General features: G+C 46.7%; 24 protein-coding genes. 23 read left to right on the top strand and 1 reads right to left on the bottom strand.

Features of this window, described 5'->3' with window-relative positions; genetic code table 11:
• Window positions 1-66: 66 nt before the first annotated feature.
• Window positions 67-270, bottom strand: a complete 204-nt coding sequence (locus SDEN_RS20305) for a hypothetical protein (RefSeq protein ID WP_083759663.1) — start codon at window positions 268-270, stop codon at window positions 67-69.
• A gap of 74 nt (window positions 271-344) precedes the next feature.
• Here SDEN_RS20305 and SDEN_RS20590 point away from each other — a divergent pair, with 74 nt between their 5' ends.
• From SDEN_RS20590 to SDEN_RS16865, 23 genes are all read left to right on the top strand, one after another.
• Window positions 345-509 (top strand): hypothetical protein, encoded by a 165-nt coding sequence (locus SDEN_RS20590; RefSeq protein WP_157599882.1) that lies wholly within the window; start codon window positions 345-347, stop codon window positions 507-509.
• A 141-nt stretch (window positions 510-650) separates the two neighbouring features.
• Window positions 651-1,535, top strand: coding sequence for a helix-turn-helix domain-containing protein (locus tag SDEN_RS19930; protein WP_011497684.1), 885 nt, complete (start codon window positions 651-653; stop codon window positions 1,533-1,535).
• Window positions 1,532-2,197: a replication protein P gene (locus tag SDEN_RS16965; protein ID WP_011497683.1), complete on the top strand. Its 666-nt coding sequence runs from the start codon at window positions 1,532-1,534 to the stop codon at window positions 2,195-2,197. Before SDEN_RS19930 ends, SDEN_RS16965 begins: the two co-directional genes overlap by 4 nt.
• On the top strand, window positions 2,187-2,408 hold the full coding sequence (locus SDEN_RS16960; RefSeq protein ID WP_041405874.1) for a hypothetical protein: 222 nt from the start codon (window positions 2,187-2,189) through the stop codon (window positions 2,406-2,408). The genes SDEN_RS16965 and SDEN_RS16960 overlap by 11 nt, the downstream gene beginning before the upstream one ends.
• Before the next feature lie 2 nt (window positions 2,409-2,410).
• Window positions 2,411-3,664, top strand: a complete 1,254-nt coding sequence (locus tag SDEN_RS16955; RefSeq protein WP_011497682.1) for a tyrosine-type recombinase/integrase — start codon at window positions 2,411-2,413, stop codon at window positions 3,662-3,664.
• A gap of 54 nt (window positions 3,665-3,718) precedes the next feature.
• A complete protein-coding gene (locus tag SDEN_RS16950) occupies window positions 3,719-3,937 on the top strand; it encodes a helix-turn-helix transcriptional regulator (RefSeq protein WP_041405873.1) in 219 nt (72 codons plus the stop codon).
• Window positions 3,924-4,283, top strand: a complete 360-nt coding sequence (locus SDEN_RS16945) for a hypothetical protein (RefSeq protein ID WP_011497680.1) — start codon at window positions 3,924-3,926, stop codon at window positions 4,281-4,283. The genes SDEN_RS16950 and SDEN_RS16945 overlap by 14 nt, the downstream gene beginning before the upstream one ends.
• 48 nt (window positions 4,284-4,331) lie before the next feature.
• Entirely contained in the window at window positions 4,332-4,976 is a 645-nt protein-coding gene (locus tag SDEN_RS16940) for a hypothetical protein (RefSeq protein WP_011497679.1), read from the top strand.
• A gap of 550 nt (window positions 4,977-5,526) precedes the next feature.
• Window positions 5,527-5,874, top strand: coding sequence for a DUF4406 domain-containing protein (locus SDEN_RS16935; protein ID WP_011497678.1), 348 nt, complete (start codon window positions 5,527-5,529; stop codon window positions 5,872-5,874).
• Window positions 5,871-6,350 carry a lysozyme gene (locus SDEN_RS16930; RefSeq protein WP_011497677.1) on the top strand — a complete coding sequence of 160 codons (480 nt, stop codon included), beginning with the start codon at window positions 5,871-5,873 and terminating at the stop codon, window positions 6,348-6,350. The genes SDEN_RS16935 and SDEN_RS16930 overlap by 4 nt, the downstream gene beginning before the upstream one ends.
• Window positions 6,340-6,777 (top strand): hypothetical protein, encoded by a 438-nt coding sequence (locus tag SDEN_RS19925; RefSeq protein WP_011497676.1) that lies wholly within the window; start codon window positions 6,340-6,342, stop codon window positions 6,775-6,777. Before SDEN_RS16930 ends, SDEN_RS19925 begins: the two co-directional genes overlap by 11 nt.
• Before the next feature lie 137 nt (window positions 6,778-6,914).
• On the top strand, window positions 6,915-7,166 hold the full coding sequence (locus SDEN_RS16920) for an HP1 family phage holin (protein WP_232279904.1): 252 nt from the start codon (window positions 6,915-6,917) through the stop codon (window positions 7,164-7,166).
• On the top strand, window positions 7,166-7,696 hold the full coding sequence (locus SDEN_RS16915) for a terminase small subunit (protein WP_011497674.1): 531 nt from the start codon (window positions 7,166-7,168) through the stop codon (window positions 7,694-7,696). The genes SDEN_RS16920 and SDEN_RS16915 overlap by 1 nt, the downstream gene beginning before the upstream one ends.
• Window positions 7,671-9,653 (top strand): phage terminase large subunit family protein, encoded by a 1,983-nt coding sequence (locus SDEN_RS16910; protein WP_041405871.1) that lies wholly within the window; start codon window positions 7,671-7,673, stop codon window positions 9,651-9,653. Before SDEN_RS16915 ends, SDEN_RS16910 begins: the two co-directional genes overlap by 26 nt.
• 28 nt (window positions 9,654-9,681) lie before the next feature.
• Window positions 9,682-9,888: a hypothetical protein gene (locus SDEN_RS16905; RefSeq protein ID WP_011497672.1), complete on the top strand. Its 207-nt coding sequence runs from the start codon at window positions 9,682-9,684 to the stop codon at window positions 9,886-9,888.
• A gap of 114 nt (window positions 9,889-10,002) precedes the next feature.
• On the top strand, window positions 10,003-11,577 hold the full coding sequence (locus SDEN_RS16900; RefSeq protein WP_011497671.1) for a phage portal protein: 1,575 nt from the start codon (window positions 10,003-10,005) through the stop codon (window positions 11,575-11,577).
• Window positions 11,486-13,573 (top strand): ClpP-like prohead protease/major capsid protein fusion protein, encoded by a 2,088-nt coding sequence (locus tag SDEN_RS16895; protein WP_232279903.1) that lies wholly within the window; start codon window positions 11,486-11,488, stop codon window positions 13,571-13,573. The genes SDEN_RS16900 and SDEN_RS16895 overlap by 92 nt, the downstream gene beginning before the upstream one ends.
• A gap of 65 nt (window positions 13,574-13,638) precedes the next feature.
• Window positions 13,639-13,959 (top strand): DUF2190 family protein, encoded by a 321-nt coding sequence (locus tag SDEN_RS16890; protein WP_011497669.1) that lies wholly within the window; start codon window positions 13,639-13,641, stop codon window positions 13,957-13,959.
• Window positions 13,952-14,284, top strand: coding sequence for a hypothetical protein (locus SDEN_RS16885; protein WP_011497668.1), 333 nt, complete (start codon window positions 13,952-13,954; stop codon window positions 14,282-14,284). Before SDEN_RS16890 ends, SDEN_RS16885 begins: the two co-directional genes overlap by 8 nt.
• Before the next feature lie 3 nt (window positions 14,285-14,287).
• Window positions 14,288-14,845 carry a hypothetical protein gene (locus SDEN_RS16880; RefSeq protein ID WP_011497667.1) on the top strand — a complete coding sequence of 186 codons (558 nt, stop codon included), beginning with the start codon at window positions 14,288-14,290 and terminating at the stop codon, window positions 14,843-14,845.
• A 19-nt stretch (window positions 14,846-14,864) separates the two neighbouring features.
• Window positions 14,865-15,290 (top strand): hypothetical protein, encoded by a 426-nt coding sequence (locus tag SDEN_RS16875; protein WP_011497666.1) that lies wholly within the window; start codon window positions 14,865-14,867, stop codon window positions 15,288-15,290.
• Complete coding sequence (locus tag SDEN_RS16870; protein WP_011497665.1) at window positions 15,287-16,006, top strand: hypothetical protein; 720 nt, start codon at window positions 15,287-15,289, stop codon at window positions 16,004-16,006. Before SDEN_RS16875 ends, SDEN_RS16870 begins: the two co-directional genes overlap by 4 nt.
• A gap of 90 nt (window positions 16,007-16,096) precedes the next feature.
• Window positions 16,097-20,356 carry a phage tail tape measure protein gene (locus SDEN_RS16865; RefSeq protein ID WP_011497664.1) on the top strand — a complete coding sequence of 1,420 codons (4,260 nt, stop codon included), beginning with the start codon at window positions 16,097-16,099 and terminating at the stop codon, window positions 20,354-20,356.
• Window positions 20,357-20,374 lie beyond the last annotated feature (18 nt).

Here is a 20,374-nt window from a genome sequence, read left to right as displayed (position 1 = left end):
TGGGAGATCAGGTTCACGAAAGTTATGCACCAGTCTCGCAAGAGGTGGCTGGTATCTATGCTGCGGCTATTGTGCAAGGTTTTCAACCACCACATTGTTTGTACTATCTCGATAAACTAGCTGGTTAAATTCAACTTGGACTAACGTTGGCGATCGCTGTTTTAGCCGATAGAAATCGAGCATTGAGAAGTCAAGCAACATGTTATCTGGGTAGTGGCTGAGCATTTCTTTGAATTCGCCGACGGTTATTGATGGTTTGTATTGTTCCATGATTCGTCCTTGATGGTGATGTTGTGGATTTTTGAAATAAGAAACACCCCTAGGTAGAAGATAAGGAGTTAGCTATGAGAATTAAAATTTTAGGTTTTTTGGCGAAATTAATGGGGGTCCAATTCAAGATTGATGGGTTCCCCTACGGTGCTACCAAGAGCGCTCAGGTGCATTTAACCAATCGGAGCAGCCAAAATTCCAAGATGACCAATCTCGTTGAAGACGAGCCACAAAAATAACGTCATTTGAAATAAGAAACCCCGCTTAAGTTTGGCGACCGAACGGGGTTAATACCTATTGAGAGGCAATATTATGTTACGCAAGCATTGGTGTTTCGTCAATTCGGCTTTGCTGGATTGGCTGCATGGGAGGGTTCTCTCATGAGTAGAAAAGCGACTGATTGGGCTTGGGATCAGTTAATTAAGCCTGCTAGTTTAAAAATCATTTTGCTGTCGATGGCGGATAGGGCTGATGAATATCATCAGTGTTATCCGAGTATTTCTCGCTTAACGCGTGATACGTCGTTAGATAAGAAAACGGTGCAATCGGGCATTTTGAAGCTGATTGATAAGGGCTTGGTAAGCGACACGGGCAAGAAGATGGGGCCGACCCAACGTGTTCGTGTGTTACGGCTTAACCTTGACGTTGACTTTGGTTTAAATCCAAATCCCAATGCTAGCCCTAATCCAAATGCTATTCCAAACACAAGCCCTAGCCCAAATCCAAACCCCATTCTTAACTCAAATACGGCTGCTTTAAATGACCCCAAAAACGGGAACGTTACCAAAAGCGGGAATGTTCCCAAAAACGGTAACGTACCCAATAACGGGAATATTCCCGAAAACGGGACTTTGAATGATCCCGAAAACGGGGTTTTGAATGATCCCGAAAACGGGATCCAGAACCAGTCATTAGAACCAGTCATAGAATCTTTAAAAGATTTACCCTCCACCTCATCCAAATCTGCTTTTGATTTTTCAAGATGGCCAGCATTGCCAAGCGAGCAAGTTTTTAAAGATTGGCTTGCGGTGCGCAAACAGAAAAAAGCCAAGTTAACCCAAACTGCGATTAATCGCCTGGCACCGCATTTGGTGAAGGCGGTTGCGGCGGGGTGTTCGGTTGATGCGGTTTTTGAGCTGTGTGTTTCACGTTGTTGGATTGGTTTTGAGTTTGATTGGCTGATGAACGCTGGCTTGATTGCTAGGCAGGCGGTTAAGGCTGATTGGTCATCGAGCGTTTTTGACCCTGAGGATCCTTTGATATGAAGTCTATTCAAACAGTGATTAATTCAACTCCAGTTGGCATGCCAATGGGTGAGCAGGGGGCTAAGCAGCTGTCGGCGATGGATGTGGCGATTGTTGACAGTGTGTTTGCTAAGTTGCGGGTGTTGTTTCCGGTTGGGGCGCCTAAGCCTGATGAGGAAGCGGCACACAAGAGCGAATGGCTTAAGACGTTGGCGGCGCAAGGTATTGGCAGCCGTGAGCAGGTGCAAATGGGCTTGAACCGGGCAAGGCGTGAGTTGGGGGATAGGCAGTTTTGGCCGACACCGCGCCAGTTTGCGCTGTGGTGTTTACCTACGGCTTGTGATTATGGCTTGCCTGATTTGGACTCGGCTTACGCTGAGGCTAAGCGGCATTACCATAATTTAACGCGCCATAAGTGGAGCCATAAGGTGGTTGGTTTGGCGGTGCGTGAGTGTGGGACCTGGTTGTTTGCGACGGGGTTGGAGAGGGATGTTTTGAGCATGTTTTCACGCCAATACACGATTTTATGCCGTAAGTACGCCAAGGGTGAGTTGGTTGATGTTGAGTTGCCTAAGGCGTTACCGACGCGGGCTAGTCGGCGCATTGAAGCGGCTGAGGGTAGGGCGCTTGTGGCTAAGTTTAGGCGTGACTTAGGGCTGAGGAGGGCAAGCGATGGCGAATAAACCATTAACTCAGAAAGCGCGTTTGAAGCAGGTGCTGATGGGCAGCGAGTTTTTAACGTTGTATGAAATTCAGCAGGCGTGTTTTGAGCGTTTTGGGGTTCACGATAGTGAGACGGCGTTGAGTGCGCGGTGGCGTGAACTGCAGGGAGTGAGCAAGCTTAAGCGTAGACGCGCTAAGTGTGCTGCTTGGGAATACAGGTTGGAGGCTTAGTTATGGCGTCTGGTGTGCAAGTGGGCAAACTCAATGATGCTGCGCTGCGGCGTTGGCTACGTGCTGGGGTGTTGCGTGATTATCGTGATCCTCAGTTTCCTGAAATGCGGTTACGGGCTTCGGCTGATAGGGCAAAAGCCAGTGTGTATTTGGTGATTAATGAGGGAGGGAAGACGGTGTGGCAGAAGCAGGGGGTATGGCCAAGCATGTGTATTAAGACGTTTTTGGCTGATTTACCTGTGATGTTGGCTAAGCGCAGTTCGGGCGCTGATGTGTTACGGGGTGAGTTTTTTACTGTGGCTGATTTGCTTGCTTGGTACGTGGGCCATATTGAGGTTAATTCGACCTTGAGCCGCAGCTGGTTTACTAACTGTAAGTCGATTATCAATAGCCATTTAGCCCCTAAGCTTGGGTTGGTGACGTTGGCTGAGTTGTCTTTTGCTGTGGTGGATAATCTGTTGGTGAAGGTGATGATGGCTGAGGGTTATGCGGCTAATTATATTCGTTTGTGTGTGAATGTGATTAAGCGGGCGTTGAGTGCGGCATTGGATTTGCGGTTGTTGGTGGTTAATCCGTTGTCTGGCTATCGGGTGACGATGAGTTTAAAGCTTTCGCCTGAGGTGGATACGCGGTTGGTGGAGTCGGATTTGGCGCCCTTGTTTGGGGCGTTGCGTGATGCGGTTATGCCGGTGGCGATGTTGTTTATGTTGATGCTGATGTTTGGTACTCGCATTGGTGAGACGCGGTTGGCGCGCTGGGAGCATTTTGCGGGCAATTATTGGTTTATTCCGGCGGCTAATGCTAAGAATCGGCAGGCGCATAGGTTGCCGCTGACCCCTACTGCTAAGGCGCTTATTGCGCATTATTTGCAGTGGCAAGTGAAGTTTGTGGGTAAGCGGGCGTTTTTGTTTGCCGGTGATGTGGGGGCGATTAGTTTACGTACTGCGCAGTATTGGAGTGAGTCTATTCGGTTTAAGGATTTTACTTCGCATGATTTACGTAAGCTTTGCCGGACCATTATTGCTGATATGGGGGTGGACACTATGGTGGGCGAGCGTTTGCTTAATCATGCTTTGCCTGTGCTGCTGCGTACCTATGTGCACTCTAAGTTGGATAAGGGCATGTTGGAGGCGCTTGATGCTTACCATGCACATTTAATTTCTTGCGGTTTTAATGAGGTTGCGCCCGAGATAATCCCTAGATCGTCGGTTGATCGTGGGTTGGATAAAACCCTTATGGCTGCTGGGTGGCTGTGATGATCGTTGCATCAGCCTTAGAAGAGTATGCAATGGCACTAAATGGAGTTAATTATGGGTAATCGAGCTGCAATAATTTTAAAGACGGGCCGAGCGATTAAGGGGTTTTCTCAGGATGAGGTGGCGGCGGTTTATGGGGTGAGTCGGCGCACTTATCAACGGTGGGAAAATGGGGATTGTAACGTGCCATCAAATCATCTGCTGTCGATTTTGGATGATGTGTTTCATTTATCGATTGATCAGATTGCGGAGGTGACTGATGAGGTTATGTGATGCACAGGCACAGTGGATGAACATGAAGGCTTTACGTGCTGGCCTAGTTACCTGGGGAAATTATTGGGCGTTCCAAGAACTGGGTCAAGGTTTTGGTAGTCGCAGCGTTTGCGATAAGTTGGGTGAGGTGCAAGTGTATGGCGCTTCGGTGGTGCATGAGCTCAATGTGCCTAAGCATGTGGCCCAGTTCGATAAGATGATTGAGCGCTTATCACCTAACTGCAAACGGGCTATCCGCACCTGTTACGTGTGCAAGGGCCAGTGGATACTGATGGGGTTTGATAGTAAGCAGTCGTATGTGTACTGGCTGAGAAAGGGGGAGATGGCTTTAACTTTCAAGGAATAAGGAATAATATCTATTTAATTAGAGTATTAGGTATTAGGTATTAAGTAAATGAGTCAGAGTTTTTATAAATGGTGTCGTATTTTTTCGGGTGAAATAGTAGGGTCTTTACTAGTAGGTATTATGGTTGGATGGATGACTTTTGGCCTATTCTATATTTCTATAGATGCATTTAGCTTAGATTATGCTCTTGTTACTAATGTCGTGATTGCTTGCACAACTATAGTGGCAGTGTTAGTTCACTTAAGCGGGTTAAATGAGCAAGAAAAAATCAGGCGATGGGAATTAAGGAAGGCAATAATTTTCGATTTATTGGCCTCTTTATCGACATTAGTGAGATTAAATGAAGAAATGGAAGAATTGAATTATAGGCTAAATAGCGTTCAATCAGATGAAGATGTTGCAGAGATGCCTGCAGTTAGAGTACTGCTTAAAAATGCTTCATCTAACTGGAAACTATCTCAAGTAGAGATGGAAAATTTAGTTGATAATGTTTTATCTGTGTACAAACCGATCTTTTCTGCAGCAACAATAAGTTCCATCGACCAGTTCAAAAATAATAGGAATGAATTAAAAAGAAGATCACGTCAAGATTGGGTGGAGTATGAGGATTTAATGGCTGATGAAAGAACTATATTGCTAAGTTTGCGAGATCATCTATTTGATTTTGTTGAAAAAGAGTCAGGTTTGAATTAGCGGGTCCTTCCGACTCGCTTCATTGCGGGGGCGGTGACGCGCAGTGCTTCACTACATAAGAAAATTTTAGGGGGTTGTGTTGTTGTTTTATGCGCAGCTTGTTTACCCCTCCTAAACAGCACCAAGTAACCTTGGGCTATCCAACTGATTTAATTGTTATTTCACCCCGTTAACGCGAGTGCGATGCTCTGATGCTTGTGCGCGATGGCATGCCTCAACTTTGCCAGATCATTTTTTGATCTTTTGAATATTCTGATTTTTTCATCCCCCAATCTTGCCCTCGTTGACGTAATGCGTTGACCTTCTTGCCTGTGCGCAAATCAGTTAAGTGATAACTAAATCACTTTTTACTCTGTGATTAAGTTTTCACGTATCACATCTTTACAAATTTGTCAGCGCCATATATGGCGCTTTAAGCGTCACATTTGACGCTTTCAAGCCCCATTAAATCGGGTACATTTATGTAGGCTTGATAAAGCTTCGTTTACAAGTAGCGCGTTCATCCCCCTCAAGGGCTCCGTATTGGAGCCCTTTTTTATTTGGTGCTGATATGGCTCGTATTTCCCGACATAAAAAGGTTTACATCGCTGGCCCCATGTCTGGGATGGTGGGTGAAAATCGGCGTGAGTTTCATTTGGCTGCAGATGTTCAGCGTGAACTTGGCCATGTGGTTCTGAATCCGGCCACTTTACCTGCGGGTTTGTCTGAACCTGAATACATGTCTATCTGCATGCCGATGTTGATGTGCTGTGACATGATTTATTTGCTCGATGGCTGGGAAGATTCTAACGGCGCCAAAGCTGAATATGCGTTAGCTAAAAAACTGGGCTTACTTATTGTTTACCAAGAAGGCACAGATCATGAAATAGCATTGATTGGTTTAGGAGGGAGGTTATGAGCATTAAATCTCAATTAGCTGCCCTTGGTTTAACGGGGTCTTTATTGTCTGGCGCTGTGCTTATTGCGGTACATGAGGGTGAAATTCATCACACTTACCTCGATCCCGTTGGGGTTAGCACAGCTTGTTTTGGGCATACAGGTAAAGACATCAAAGTTGGCATGGTATTCAGCCGCGACCAATGCCTAAAGCTGTTGGCCACAGATCTTGATAAATTCAATCAAGCTTTACGTAAATTGGCGCCCGCACTAACCGAGGGCGAACACATTGCTTACCTGAGTTTTATCTACAACGTTGGTACCGAGGCTTTTAGTACCTCGACATTAAGAAAAAAGTTCTTAAATGGCGAGCGAGTCGCGGCATGTGATGAATTACTTAGGTGGGTATACGCCAAAGGCAGACGGTTACCCGGACTAGTCAAACGCCGCTCAAATGAGCGGCGTTTTTGTATGAGGGATTTGCAAAATGTTCAATAGCATAAAAGATACAGTGTTTGCATCAGTAACCTTAATCCTTCTTGCCATTATCGGCATCTGCTATATCAGCATTGAAAGTCTGCAAGCTAGAAATGCATTACTTAACAATGATATTAGCGAGCTGAATGTGAGCAATCAAGCGCTGATTAGCAACATAGAAAGCAAAGAGGTGCAGATTGCTAGGTTAAAACAGCATTATGAAATTGTCATAGCGCTTAACGCCCAACATAGAAAAAACCTTAATGACATCAATGCCACTCACAAAAGCCGCATGGATAAAGCCAATCAGTTAAGGAGCTCGAACAATGAACCTACTAAAGATTGGGCCAATGCTTTGCTGCCTGTTGATGCTGTGCAGTTGCTCAAGTCAGCCCATTGTCAAAGTGGTGACACAGATCAAGATGGAGTATGTGCTCCCACCTCCTGAGTGGTTGGTCTTATGTGGTAACCCAAGCTTTGCCGGTAATACAAATATTGATTTGCTCAATCATTCACTCACTCAAGCCAGTTTGCTGGCTATTTGCAATGCAAACATGCAACGGCTTCAACTATGGCGGCAACAACATGAATATAACGACTGAGCTAGGAGTGCAGAAAATCACCTCGTTTCTATCGTATTTTGTATCGTTATTTACCGCGCTTGGTAGCTACTTCAGCGACATAGACATAGGTGTGCTAGTCGGAGTGGTGTGTGCCTTGGCCACGGCACTGGTTAATTGGATCTATCAATCGAAACGTAATCACCGCGAGCAAGCATTATTTGAACAAAAAAGGCAGCTACTTAAAAAGCAGATGGAAAAAATTGAGACAAGCTGATGGCCCGAATTCAATCTCCAGAGATAACGCCCGTCTTACTCAACAAAACCGACCTCTGTAAAAGTCTTGGCATCAGTACCCAGGCATTCGATAAATGGGATGTGCCAGTTCACAGCAAAAAAGGTCGTGAATGTTTGTACCAAATGAGTGACGTGGTGGGCAATCGTGTTGCCAATGAGCGGAAAAAGCACATAGCTAAACCCGATGACAGCGAAGATAAGCCCAATATTGATTTCGAGCGCTGTCGGCTGATTAAAGCACAAGCCGATGGGCAGGAATTAAAGAATCGTAAAGATGATAAAGAAGTGGTTGATGTGGCTTTTTGTGTGTATGTGCTTAATCGGTTAGCGGCCCAAATAGCCCCAGTGTTGGACCAAATACACATACGGGTAAAGCGAAAAAACCCTGACATACCAGAACGCGCTATTGATGCCGTTAGGGCTGAGGTGATTAAAAGCCAGAACACCGCAGCCAGCTTGGCAGAGAGCATTGAGGATTTGTTAGATGAATATATCGGCAGCACAGATTAAAAATCTGAAAGCCGCCGTTGCTGCTGGATTGCGTTCATTTTATCGCCCGCCAATGCTGACTTGTTCACAATACGCCGATGAGCATTTTTACATGTCGTCGGAGTCCTCCTATACCGAGGGCAAGTGGGAAAGCTTACCGTTTCAAATTGGCATTTTAAATGCCATGGGTAACGATCAAATCACCAGACTCAACCTAATGAAGTCGGCGCGTGTGGGTTACACCAAAATGTTGATGGCGAATGCGGCTTATAAAATAGAGCACAAAAAACGCAACGTGTTGATCTATCAACCTACAGATGGCATAGCCAAAAAGTTCATGAAAAAGCACGTTGAAACGGCAATTCGTGACATCCCAATTTGGAAGGACCTAGCCCCATGGATTGGTCGAAAACACAAAGACAACACGCTAGAAGATAAAATTTTCACCAATGGCAAAACATTATTAGTACGCGGTGGCACGGCAGCGGCTAACTACCGTGAGCACTCAGTTGATGACGTGATTTATGATGAACTCGCGGGTTTTGATGAGTCTATCGAGCACGAAGGTAACGCTACATCCTTAGGTGATACTCGTATCGAATTATCGATGTTTCCTAAATCGATCCGTGGCTCAACCCCTAAAGTTCTCGGCACTTGCCAAATCGAAAAGGCCTGCAGTGAATCCCCGTACTATTTTAAGTTCAACTTACCTTGCCCACACTGCGATGAGCTGCAGGTTTTAAAATGGGGAGGCAAGACCGAAGAGTTTGGGATCAAGTGGCAAGGCAGCGACCCAAGCACTGCTTATTACGTTTGCGAGCATTGCGCCGCTTGCATCGAAAACAATCAGCTTGATGATATGGAGCTGCACCCAAGCGCACTTTGGATATGTGAAAACAGTGGTATTCGAACTAAAGATTTTCTCGATTTTTACGACAGTAACGGCAACGACATTTGCACGCCATCCAGCGTGTCTATCCATATTTGGTCAGCGTATAACTCGCTTAACAGCTGGGCCAAGTTAGTCACTGAGTTTTATAACGCCAAAAATGACAAAGAAAAGCTGCAAACCTTCGTCAATACCAAGCTCGGCCAGCCGTGGGATAACGACAACGGCGAACGCCTAGAGTGGGAAGATTTAAAGCGCCGCCGCGAAATGTACCCCAGTGGCAAAGTGCCTAATTGGGTGGTGTATTTAACCTATGGCATAGATACCCAAGACGACCGCTATGAGGGCCGCGTCTGGGGCTGGGGTGCTGGCAAAGAAGCGGCATTAATCGACCGCTTTATTTTATACGGCGACCCAGCAAGCCAAGTATTAAAAGACAAGGTGGGTGAGCGTATCGGCCAAAGCTACAGCCGTGCCGATGGGGTTATTCTCAATGTGGGCACTATCTGTTGGGACTCTGGCGGTCATTACACAGATGACGTTTATGCCATGAGTAAAAAGCTCGGGTTAATGCGGGTTATTCCGGTTAGAGGTGCTAACGTTTACGGCAAGCCGATTGCCAACTTTCCCCGTAAACGCACCGCCAAAGGCGTTTACTTAACTGAAGTGGGTACCGATAACGCCAAAGAGCTGCTGATGTCTATGTTGCGGGTTGACCCTGATGTTGATGTGCGCAAGCCAGGTGCGATTCATTTCCCGCTAAACGAAACCGTATGTGATGACGCAGAGCTGCAACAGCTCACTAGCGAACGCAAAATACCAGTGCGCCGCGATGGCCGAATTATCTATAAATGGGACAACCAAAAGCGCCGCAATGAGGCGCTAGACTGCTTTGTCTACGCCTTGGCAGCACTGTATATCGCCATAGAAAAATTCGGAATCAACCTCGACAAGCTTGCGCAAGTGGCCCCGATCGCCATATCAAGCGGCCAACCCAAAGAACCTAAACCTAAAGCCGCAAAACAGGCCAATGCGAATGCTGCTTACCTAAACGGTGGCGGTTCTGGTACGTCTGGCGGTTGGCTGTAGTCAATACCACAAAGCCAAGGATAACAGCATGACCAAAACCCAATGCCAACAGATGATCGATGCGTACTTTCAGGCCGAGCTTGATGTGCTAGATGGCAAGCAAACCACGATCAACGGCAAGACGATGACCACAGAAGACTTAGCTGAAATTCGTGCCGGTCGTTTGGAGTGGGAGCGGCGTATCAATGCCTTTAGTCGTCCACAGGGCGGCATTAAGTTAGCCAGCTTTAACTGACAATTCGCCACTTCATGGCTACGGAACGGCCTGCGGCCTTACGGCTGACAGAACGGGCTTCGCCCTGACCGTGAGCGAAGCGTTCCGTTATCCGCTTTAACTACCGGAGCTTAAATGAGCATTATCAATGATGCGCTGGCGATATTTGCCCCGCGTTTAGCATTACAGCGTGAAGCTGCAGCCATGAGCTATCGCAACCTTAAGGGTTACGAAGCTGCCAGCCCAGGCCGCACGCATAAAGCGAAAAAAGAAAGTCGCGGTGCAAACCAAGCTGTGTTTGCTGCAGGTAAAAGCCTGCGTGAGCAAGCCCGTTGGCTAGATGAGAATCATGATCTGAGCATAGGCATTTTAGACCGCATGGAAGAGCGGGTGATTGGTGCGCAAGGGATTGTGGTTGAACCGCAACCGCGCAGTATTAGTGGCGAAATTCTCGATGACTTAGCAAACGATATTCAGCGCCGTTTTGGTGCTTGGTCGCTTAAGTGCGATGTAACGGGCCGCTATAGCCGCCCCGAATTAGAGCGCTTAGTACTGCGCACTGTATTGCGCGATGGTGAGATATTTGGCCAGCATGTGAGAGGTAAATTGCCAAAACTCGGCCACCCGAATGAGCAAGGTACCCTATACAGTATTGAAGCATTAGAGCCCGACTTCGTGCCCTTTGAGCTGAATGATTTAGCTCAGCGTATCCGCCACGGATTTGAAGTCAATACCTGGGGCCAAGTCATTAACTATCACGTATTGCTTGATCACCCAGCGGATCAGATTGGCTTTCGCTACCAGACAAAATCGGTACCCGCAGCAAACATGATGCACCTTGGACTGTTTAAGCGCCTGCACCAGCTGCGTGGGGTGTCGATATTTCACGGCATTTTAACGCGTTTGGCAGATATCAAAGACTATGAAGAATCGGAGCGAGTAGCGGCAAGGATTGCGGCAGCATTGGCGTTTTATATCAAGCGCGGTGATGCCAGCATGTTTGTAACAGATCAAAGTGGTCAGCAAGATAGCCGCGATATTCCCATTGCCCCAGGCATGACATTTGATGACCTCAAGCCAGGTGAAGATGTGGGCATGATTGAATCCAATCGCCCTAATGTGCATCTGGTCGATTTTCGTAACGGTCAACTCAAAGCCGTAGCTGCGGGTACAAGGGCAAGTTATTCCAGCATTGCCCGCGACTATAAAGGCAATTACTCAAGCCAACGCCAAGAGCTAGTCGAGCAAGATGAAGCCAATCGCATTATGCAGCAATGGTTCTGCGCCGGTTGGTCGCGGCCCGTGTTTCGTAATTTCTTGCAAATGGAAATGCTCAACAAGCAAGACCCCCTCATCTTGCCGCCCGATCTGGATATGCGCAGCTTATTTGATGCCGTGTACTACGGTCCCACCATGCCATGGATTGATCCACGGAAAGAGGCCGAAGGCTGGGAAATGATGATAGCCGCTAACGTTGCAACTGAGGCCGATTGGACCCGCGCCCGTGGCCGTAACCCTACAGAAGTAAAACGCCAGCGTAAACGGGAGGTGGATTATAACCGCGAAAACCACATGGTCACGGCTAACGACCCCGACCCCTCACTAGGAGAACAAGCCAGTGAAAAAAACCAAGATAGCAGCAATGCTCGCCGCAATGCAGCCAAGCGCAGCAGTGATCGCGCCAAAAGGCAACAGTCAGACCGTGAGTAATGAAAAACGCGGCTTTTATAGCATCAAAGCCGCCGCTGGTGGCGTGGCTGAACTCATCATGTATGGCGATGTTGGCTGGGATTTTTCAGCTAAACAAATCGCTTCTGATTTACGTGCAATGGGCAAGATCACTCAGCTAAAAGCCTACATTCAATCCGGTGGCGGTGATGTGATGGATGGGATGGCAATTTATAACATCCTTGCCCGCTGGCCCTGTCAGAAGTCGATTTGCATAGAGTCGGTAGCGGCGTCAATGGCCAGCGTGATCTGCATGGCTTTTGACACAGTGATCATGCCGTCAAATGCCTTTTTGATGATCCACAGCAATTGGGGCGGCGCAGTGGGCACGGCAGACGATTTACGCGAGTACGCTGATTTACTCGATAAGTGGCGCTCCAGCATGGGCAAGGCTTACCAAGATAAGGCAGCGGGGAAACTCAGTGATGAACAGCTGGCACAGTTTTTTAAAGAAGACACTTGGTTGACCGCCCAAGAAGCGGTTGCTCTTGGGTTGGCTGATGAAGTAATTGAACCGATGCAAATGGCTGCATCAATTGATTTTAAACGATTGAAGGACTTTAATAATATGCCTAAAGCAATGCAAACCCTGTTACAGCAACAGGCCAATGTCGGTGAGACTCCAACTGCAGCCACCACAGCCCCAACGACTACAGCGCCAGCCGCTGCAGTTCCCCCAACTACCCCCGCAGCTGTGCAACCTGATGCCGCAACAATTCAAGCGGCAGCGATTGCGTTTAATAGTGAGCGAATGAAGGGTATTAATACAGCATTTGCTTTCTTTCCGGAGTTAGCTGATTTGCATAATCAGTGCATTGCCGATGCTAATATCAACGCCGAAAAAGCCAAAGACTTGATCTTGGCTAAATTGGGTGAGAACACCACGCCATGCGCTACTTTGCCCCGCACGAGTGTTCACTCGGGTAACGGTAATATAGTGGGCGATTCGATTCGAGCCCAGCTTTTAACTCGTGCTGGTCATGCGGAGCGAGAGGAATCAAATGCATATGCTAGTTATAACTTGCGTGATCTTGCCCGTGCTTCATTAACGGATCGTGGTATTGGGGTGTCTGGCATGAACCCTTTGCAAATGGTGGGGTTGGCCTTTACCCATAGCTCAAGCGACTTTGGCAACATCTTGTTAGATATCGCCAATAAGTCAGTATTAATGGGCTGGGAAACTGCCGAAGAAACCTTTGAACTCTGGACGAAAAAAGGCCAGCTTGGTGACTTTAAAATTGCCCAACGGGTAGGGCTAGGTGACTTCAACAGTTTGCGTCAAGTGCGCGAAGGTGCCGAATATAAGTACGTGACAGTTGGTGATCATGCTCAGCAAATTGCACTGGCCACCTACGGCGAACTTTTCTCTATTACTCGCCAAGCTATTATCAATGATGATATGAGTATGTTAACTGACATTCCAATGAAAATGGGCTTTGCAGCTAAAGGCACTATAGGAGATTTGGTGTATGCGGTTCTTACGCAAAACCCCAAAATGGCAGACGGAAAAGCCTTGTTCCATGCCGACCACGGTAACTTAGGTTCTGGTGCGCCCAGCGTAGCGGCTATTGATGCAAATCGCATGTTAATGCGTAAGCAAAAATCGGGTAATCGTAGCCTTAACATCCGCCCTGAATTTGTGTTGTGCCCTGTAGGGCTCGAAACCACAATGAACCAGATTATTAAGTCCAGTTCAGTTAAAGGTGCTGATGTTAATTCAGGTATTGTTAATCCAATCCAAAACTTTGCTGAAGTGATTGGCGAACCTCGTTTAGATGATAGCAGTGCAACACAATGGTTCCTTGCAGCTGGCAAAGGGCGTGACACCATTGAAGTGGCTTACCTAGACGGTATCGATACGCCTTACATCGAACAGCAACAAGGTTTCACCATAGATGGCGTTGCTACCAAGGTGCGTATTGATGCGGGTGTTGCACCGCTTGATCACCGTGGTTTGGTTAAATCAACCGGCGTGTAATTCAACTGCCTAGGTTCTAGATCCTAGGACCTATTCTCTTTTCCTTCTTTTACAGGATGAATGTTATGAACAATCTAGTTTGTGATGGTCACACTATTGATCACACTCCCACGGTGGATGTTGCTAGCGGAGCCACAGCGCTTATCGGAAAATTGGTGGGCGTTGCTCTTGGTAATGTTGCCGCAAACAGTGAAGGCACATTTGTTACCACAGGTGTGTTTGAGCTACCTAAAGTCAGTGTTGATGATATCGGCCAAGGGGCTTTAGTATATTTAAAATCGGATAACACAGTGACCACAACGGCATCAGGCAATACCTTGGCGGGTAAGGCGTGGGCTGATGCATCTAATCCATCCGAAACGGTTTGGGTAAAAATCAATGCCTAATGTGGGCAAAAACTTCGCTGATAGGGCGAGCGCTAAAATGGTGCGGGTGTTTCAGCGTTTAGCTGAACCGTGCCTTTTTACCCCAACTAATGGCTCTGCGGCATTTACTCGCTTGGTGAGTTTGGATGATAACGCTAAGGATTTAAGCTCAGGTTTGGGTGAGTATTTGCCCCAGTTAGTTACCCGAGCCGAGTTTTTGCATTCAGAAGGGGCGGTAAATTCAGGTGATGAATTTGACATTAATGGCCAGCACGGACGACTCACCCAAAGGGTAAGCATGGACTCTATCAGCGTGACCTTTATCTATATTCCACTTGAGACCTAACTAATGGCGCGCATAAAAATTGACGGGCTAGATGCTGTTACTAAAGAGCTAAATCGCATTCGCGGCGCCCAAGCGCCAGCGATAAAAAAAGCGATTGAGGATACGGTAAAGTTTGGTGAAAAAGCTGCAGTTGATGGTATTTATAATCGCTACGGCTTTAATTCCCGCAGTTATATTGAGCAGAATCTATCCGTGAGTTTCGACCCGCGTGATCTAAAGGGCACTATCTCGGCCCGTTACCGCCCCAGTACTTTAATCCGTTTCGCGCGAAGGCTTACCCGTACCGCAAGGTGGGGTGGTTCTCGCCCTGATGGCCACATGGTCAGTGCCCTGCGCAATAAACCCGTGTGGTTTAAAGGCACCTTTAGCGTGATTGGCCGCAACGGTAATCAAATCATGTTCCAACGGATGAAAGGCGATAACAGTTGGCGCAAGCTTAAAGGGCAAAAAGCGATGTACGGCCCTTCAGTGGCCGGCAGTTTCGGCAAGATCAGGGGGGATATTGAACCGCCGATTATTGCACATCTAAGAAATAAATATCGTCAGTACGCGAATCGTTAATGCCTAAAGGATAACTTCCATGATCCAAGCAATATTAGACCGCCTTGCGCTGGTTGACGGCACAACTGTGCGTGAAGGTTTTTACGTACAAAGTATCGCAAAGGAAGAACGATTTATTTTTTTGCAGCCGTACACCGATGGATTTGACGCTAAAAATGGTATTGATAAATACAAAGACGAATTGGCATTACAAGTCGTCGCAGGCGTAAAACTCACGAAAAACAGCACCCCAACAGCAGATTTAATCAATCTGGTACGTGCCATCCGTTGTGCTTTTTATAAAGATGAGCGCTTCACAGAAAAACCCAGTTGGTTGCCTTCGGTTATCAGCTTTAAAGAGTCAGAGCCATGTAAGTACATCATGCCTGAAGCCCATGAAAGCCACGGGTTAGCCGTGCTAACCCTATCCCTTGTTACTACCGTTAAATTTGGAGACTCATTATGAGTGAAACCGTAACTGAAAGTTATATTGGTTCAGCGATTGTCTATATCGATGGCCGTGATTGTGGCAACGTTAGCGGCGTAAAACTCGCTATTGATCAAGAAACCAAATCCTTGCCTAACTACCGTGGTGGCGGTGGAAACGCCGATGAAGTCACCCTGATTAAAGCGGTCAAACTAAGTGGTACCTTTTACGATTTTAACAATGACAATTTGGCGTTAGCCATGCGCGGTAAGATTGATGTTTTAACTGCAGCAGCAGTGGTCGATGAAGACATTACCGCAGTGCTTGACGGCTTAGCGCCAACGGTCCACATGATTGACACCTCAGTTGCTCCAGTGGTTAAAAATACCGCTGGGGATTCCACCTATGTGCTTGATGAGGATTACGTGGTAAGTGCCGCAGGGATCCGCGCCTTGTCAGGCGGGGCCATTACCGCTGGTCAAGCGCTTAAGCTCAGTTACACCAGTCAAGCGGGTAATGCGTTGCAGGCATTAACGGAATCGGGCAAAACGGTCAGTGTGGTCGTTGACGGTATTAACGACTCAACCGGCAAACCCTGGACGCTGAAGTTCTATAAGTGGAAGCCCACACCCACATCAGGCTTAGACTTAATCGGCACAGATTACGGCAGTTTCGACATTGAAGGTGCTGTACTTGCCGATAGTTCAATCGTTGCCACTGGTAAGTCTAAGTTCTTCGTTCGCAGCGCCGCGTAATCCACTTTAAGCCCTTAATAGCCCGTAGCATTTAACTCTAAGTGCTGCGGGCTTTTTATTTTGGTTTGTTAATTCCTTATTGGTGAACTCATGAGTTTTAAAGACCAAGTGGTTAATCTAATTATTCAAGGCAAAGACCTGTTTTCCAGCGAAGCCAAGAAGTCTGAGAAAGCCTTGCAGGAGCTGGGGCGGGAAAGTGAAAAACTCAATGAGCAGCTTGACGATCTCAAACAACAGCAGGCGGCGATTAAAGCCATTGATGATCTAACGTCGTCGATAAAAAAAGGTGAAAAGGCGTATGTTGATAATGCTGTCGCGCTCGATAAGCTTAAAAAAGAGCAAAAACAAGCGGCGACAGATGCTAAGCAGCTTGAGCAAGCCCAAAGAGCGGCCGCAATCTCGACAACTAAACTTGAAACAGAATACAACCAAACGGTAATTGAACTTGCTAAGTATGATGCCCAGCTTAAGTTAGCGGGCGCAGAGGTTGAGCGCTTGGCCACGACTCAAACCAAAGGCGCTAATGCCAGCCAAGCCCAAACGCAGGCGTTAGCCAAAGCGAAAGTAGATTTGCAAAAGCTGGCAGCGGTGCAAAAAAATACCGCAGCTAGCGCTAGTCGTTTAGCGACTGAGCTCGAGCAAGAAACTGCAGAACTTAAGAAAATTAGCATTGAAGTTGATAAAGCCGGTCAAAGAAAAGCTGAATATACCCTTAAGGTTAGAACCGCCCGTACTGAGTTAAACCAACTGGGCGCTAGCCTTGGCCGCAATAAAGCCCAGTTAGATAAACAGCAAGCCGTGCTCAATAAAGCTGGGATCAGCATGGATAAGCTGGCCGATGCGAGTAAAGACTTAAAGGCTAAGCAGGCTGCCGCTGAACAGGCGCTGAAGGGGGTTAACGATAAGCTAAGCCTGCATGACAAATTACTCACTAATAGCAAAAAATCCTCAAAGGATGCCAATGCCCAAACCGATTTAACCACCAGGGCAGTAAGGACGTTAGCCAAAGCCTATGCTGTGTTGCTGTCGGCGCAGCAGGCCGTACAAACAGTAAAAAGTGGGGTTGAAAATTACGGAGAGCTAGAAGCCGCCATTACCAAGGTAGAGAAAACCACAGGCAATGCTCGCGAGGCGGTTGTCAAAATGGCGGCTGAACTTAAAGATCTTAGTGAGAACGTGACCCCAACTAGCACCAATGAACTACTGCGCATGGCAGAAGTTGCGGGACAATTAGGCACTAAATCTACCGAAGATATTTTAAACTTAGTTGCTGCCGCCGATGCTTTGGGGTTATCAACCAACTTAGCCGGTGATGAAGCGGCAACCATGCTTGCACGTATTTTGGGGATGACGCAGCAAGGTATTCCACAGATACAAAATCTATCTTCTTCTGTCGTTGCACTTGGTAATGATTTTGCGATTACCGAAGCCGATATTGTGAGCATGACCAAGGAGATTGTTACAGGTACCCGTGAAATTAATTTAGGGTCTGCTGCGGCTGCGGCGTTTGGTACTACTCTTGCTGAGTTAGGTCAGCCTGCGGAGCGCTCACGCACCGCCATTCAAAAGTTAGCAGCCTCAATCAATGAGGCCAGTAAAAAAGGCGGTAATGATTTAGAGCTACTGACTAAAATCACCGGCCAAACCGCAGACCAAATTGAAAAAGACCTGGGTGATGCCCCTGAGAGAGTCTTAGTCAAATTCCTTGAGGGATTAAAGCGTGTTAAATCTGAGGGCGGGCTGGTTTCTGATGCACTTAAGTCGATGGGCATTGAAGGTGTTGAAGCAACAAGCGTGCTCAGTGTATTAGCAGATGGTACCGACCGTTTAAAAACGGCATTGGAATTATCTAACAAAGCTTATATTGCTGGCGACTACCACATGAAGGAAGCCGCCAAAGCCTATGCTGATCAATCGGCGGCGATTGGTCGCTTAGAAAACAAATTCCATAGGCTAACAACCAGTATTGGTGAGGCGTTCTCAGACGAAATTGATACTGCAATAAGGGCGACTGGTGATGCAATTGATGCCGTAGATGAAAACGTTATTCAACTCATGGAGCGCATACCAGAGTTAGCTGATAGCTTTGTCGATTTACTTGCAGACATTAATAATTTCGCGGCAGGCACTGATGAGTCTTTTAGCGCCCTTCAGTACACAATGGATGCCTTTGCTGCTGGTTTAAATACCGTCAGCATAGGCGTAAATTCGCTGGCGTTAGAATTAAGCAATATGAATGTGGCGACTCTCGAAGCGCTTCGTTCAGCAAGTAAGCTTTCTGGTATTGAGTTTGTCACAGCAAAGCAAGTTGCTGATGCTAAAACCCGTAGCACTACCATTGCAGCGGCAATTAAGCGTGATAGCGAAGACATCATTACGCTTAATAAGCGCATGAGTGGTGAGTCGTCTATTGCCTACGAAGGCTTAATTAATACCACAGTAAAATACCGAGAAGCACTTAAAAAGTTATCGGCAGATCAACGCGGCCAAATAAGTAATATCTTATTATCAGGTGCTTACAATAAAGATCTTGAAACCATCTACCGCGAACTAACGGCGGCTTTGGTGCGAGCAAATCGTGAAGTAGAAATCGAAGCTCAATTAAAAGAAAAGGCGGCCGCAGCCAGTAAGAAAAAGGCTGAAAAAGATAAAAAAGCGGCTGATGCGGCGGTTGAGCACGCCGATAACCTCGCTAAGCTAAATACCAGCACCTTGACATATACAGAGGCGATCGCTGAGGTTGAGACAAGGCAAAAGTCATTAAATGAGCTTTATGCTAAAGGTGTGATCTCTGCTGAAAGGTTGGCTAAAGCATCCGAGTTACTAACAGGCTCGCTCAAAAGTTATTCAACTGAGGTTAATGCCAGTAATGTCAGTACGACAACACAAGCTGAATTAACCGATCAGTTTATTGCTAAGCGCAAAGAGCTACAGACCCAATATGCACAAGGATTGTTAACCGAAAAAGAACTGACTATATCGCAACAAGAATTGGCCAGCGCTTATGACAAAACGGTTAACGAGATCAATCTTGTTACAAAGGGTACAGGCTTACTATCTGACGAACAGTTAGGCTTGCAAGAAAGTATTATTAGCACAGAGGCTGAAATACGCGTATTAGAGCAAGCCTTAAAGGACGAGAACAAGGCAACAAATGAACTCCTTTTAATTAAAGCCAAGTTAGCAAAGGAAGAAGCCAACCTAGCTGAGATGAAACGTGAGTCTGTTGAGCTCTCTAAGATAGAGAACGCCACCTATGTTGAGCTACTTGTTTTACAGCGTGAGTATGAAAACCAATTAGAGATACTCGACCGCAACTTTAGGGCAGGCTTATTAACCAAGCAAGAGTATGACGCTCAATCAAAAACGCTTGAAAAAACATTATCTGACTTAAACAATGTTGTTGGCGAAAGTAGCCGCAAAAAAGCTGAAAACGCTGAAAAAACGAAAGCCGCCACTGAGGCCGTTAAGGATAACACTGAAGCAAATAAAGAAAACCGCCAGTCTTTAGAAGATCAAACTGTTCAATATATCGCGCTACGTAATGCCACCGTTGCCCAACGAAGCGTGATACTCGACACAGGTAAGAGTTATATTGATACTGCAGCAAGTGCTGATGAGTTAATTAGTCGTATCCAGCAAATGGGTATTTTGCAAACGGCATTCTTAGCCGGTGAAGACAAACGCCGTTACAGTGAACTGCAAACTTCATTATCAATAAGAAGGCAAATTGATGACATTGAAAGCAGCACATATAGCTTAGAAGCACTTGATAAAATGGCCAGCAAAGCGGCCAATGGCATGTTGGGCTTGTCGGATGTGCAGTTACAGCCACTAACCAATGCCATTGATAACGCGCGTGCTAAGTTCCAAGATTTGGCCGATGACATTAATGCGACCACCTTGGATATTCAAGATCGTTTAGATACGGCATTGGGTAACGAAAAGGATGTCATTAAGCGTAAGTTTGCCAGTGAAATAAAAGAGATAGATGGCTTAATTGCTAAGGCTCAAGCCTATGGTAATAGCCAGTTAGTCACTAAGCTGCAAAAAAGCATGAGCGATCTAAAAAAGGCCCAAGATCTTGAAATAAAAGCCCAGAAAGACGCCAACGACAAGCAAGCCATTATTGATGCTACTACCACCACTAAACAGCAGCCCTCCTTCAGTTCTGTGCCAACCAATGCGACAACCCAAACTCAGCCAAGAATCATAACGGCCGCAAACAGTAGCGATATCGTAATATTGCAGCTGCAAGTAGGTAACAGCACGTTTGATGCGCAGGTCAAGCGGAGCATAGTGAATGAGTTGATGAACGAGATCAAACGCCTGCAATCCGTTGGCGGCTAGCTATTTAACAACATCGAG

This window comes from Shewanella denitrificans OS217 (assembly GCF_000013765.1).
GTDB lineage: Bacteria > Pseudomonadota > Gammaproteobacteria > Enterobacterales > Shewanellaceae > Shewanella > Shewanella denitrificans.
The sequence above is the reverse complement of the archived record's forward strand: the minus strand, read 5'-3'. Positions and strand labels throughout refer to the sequence as shown.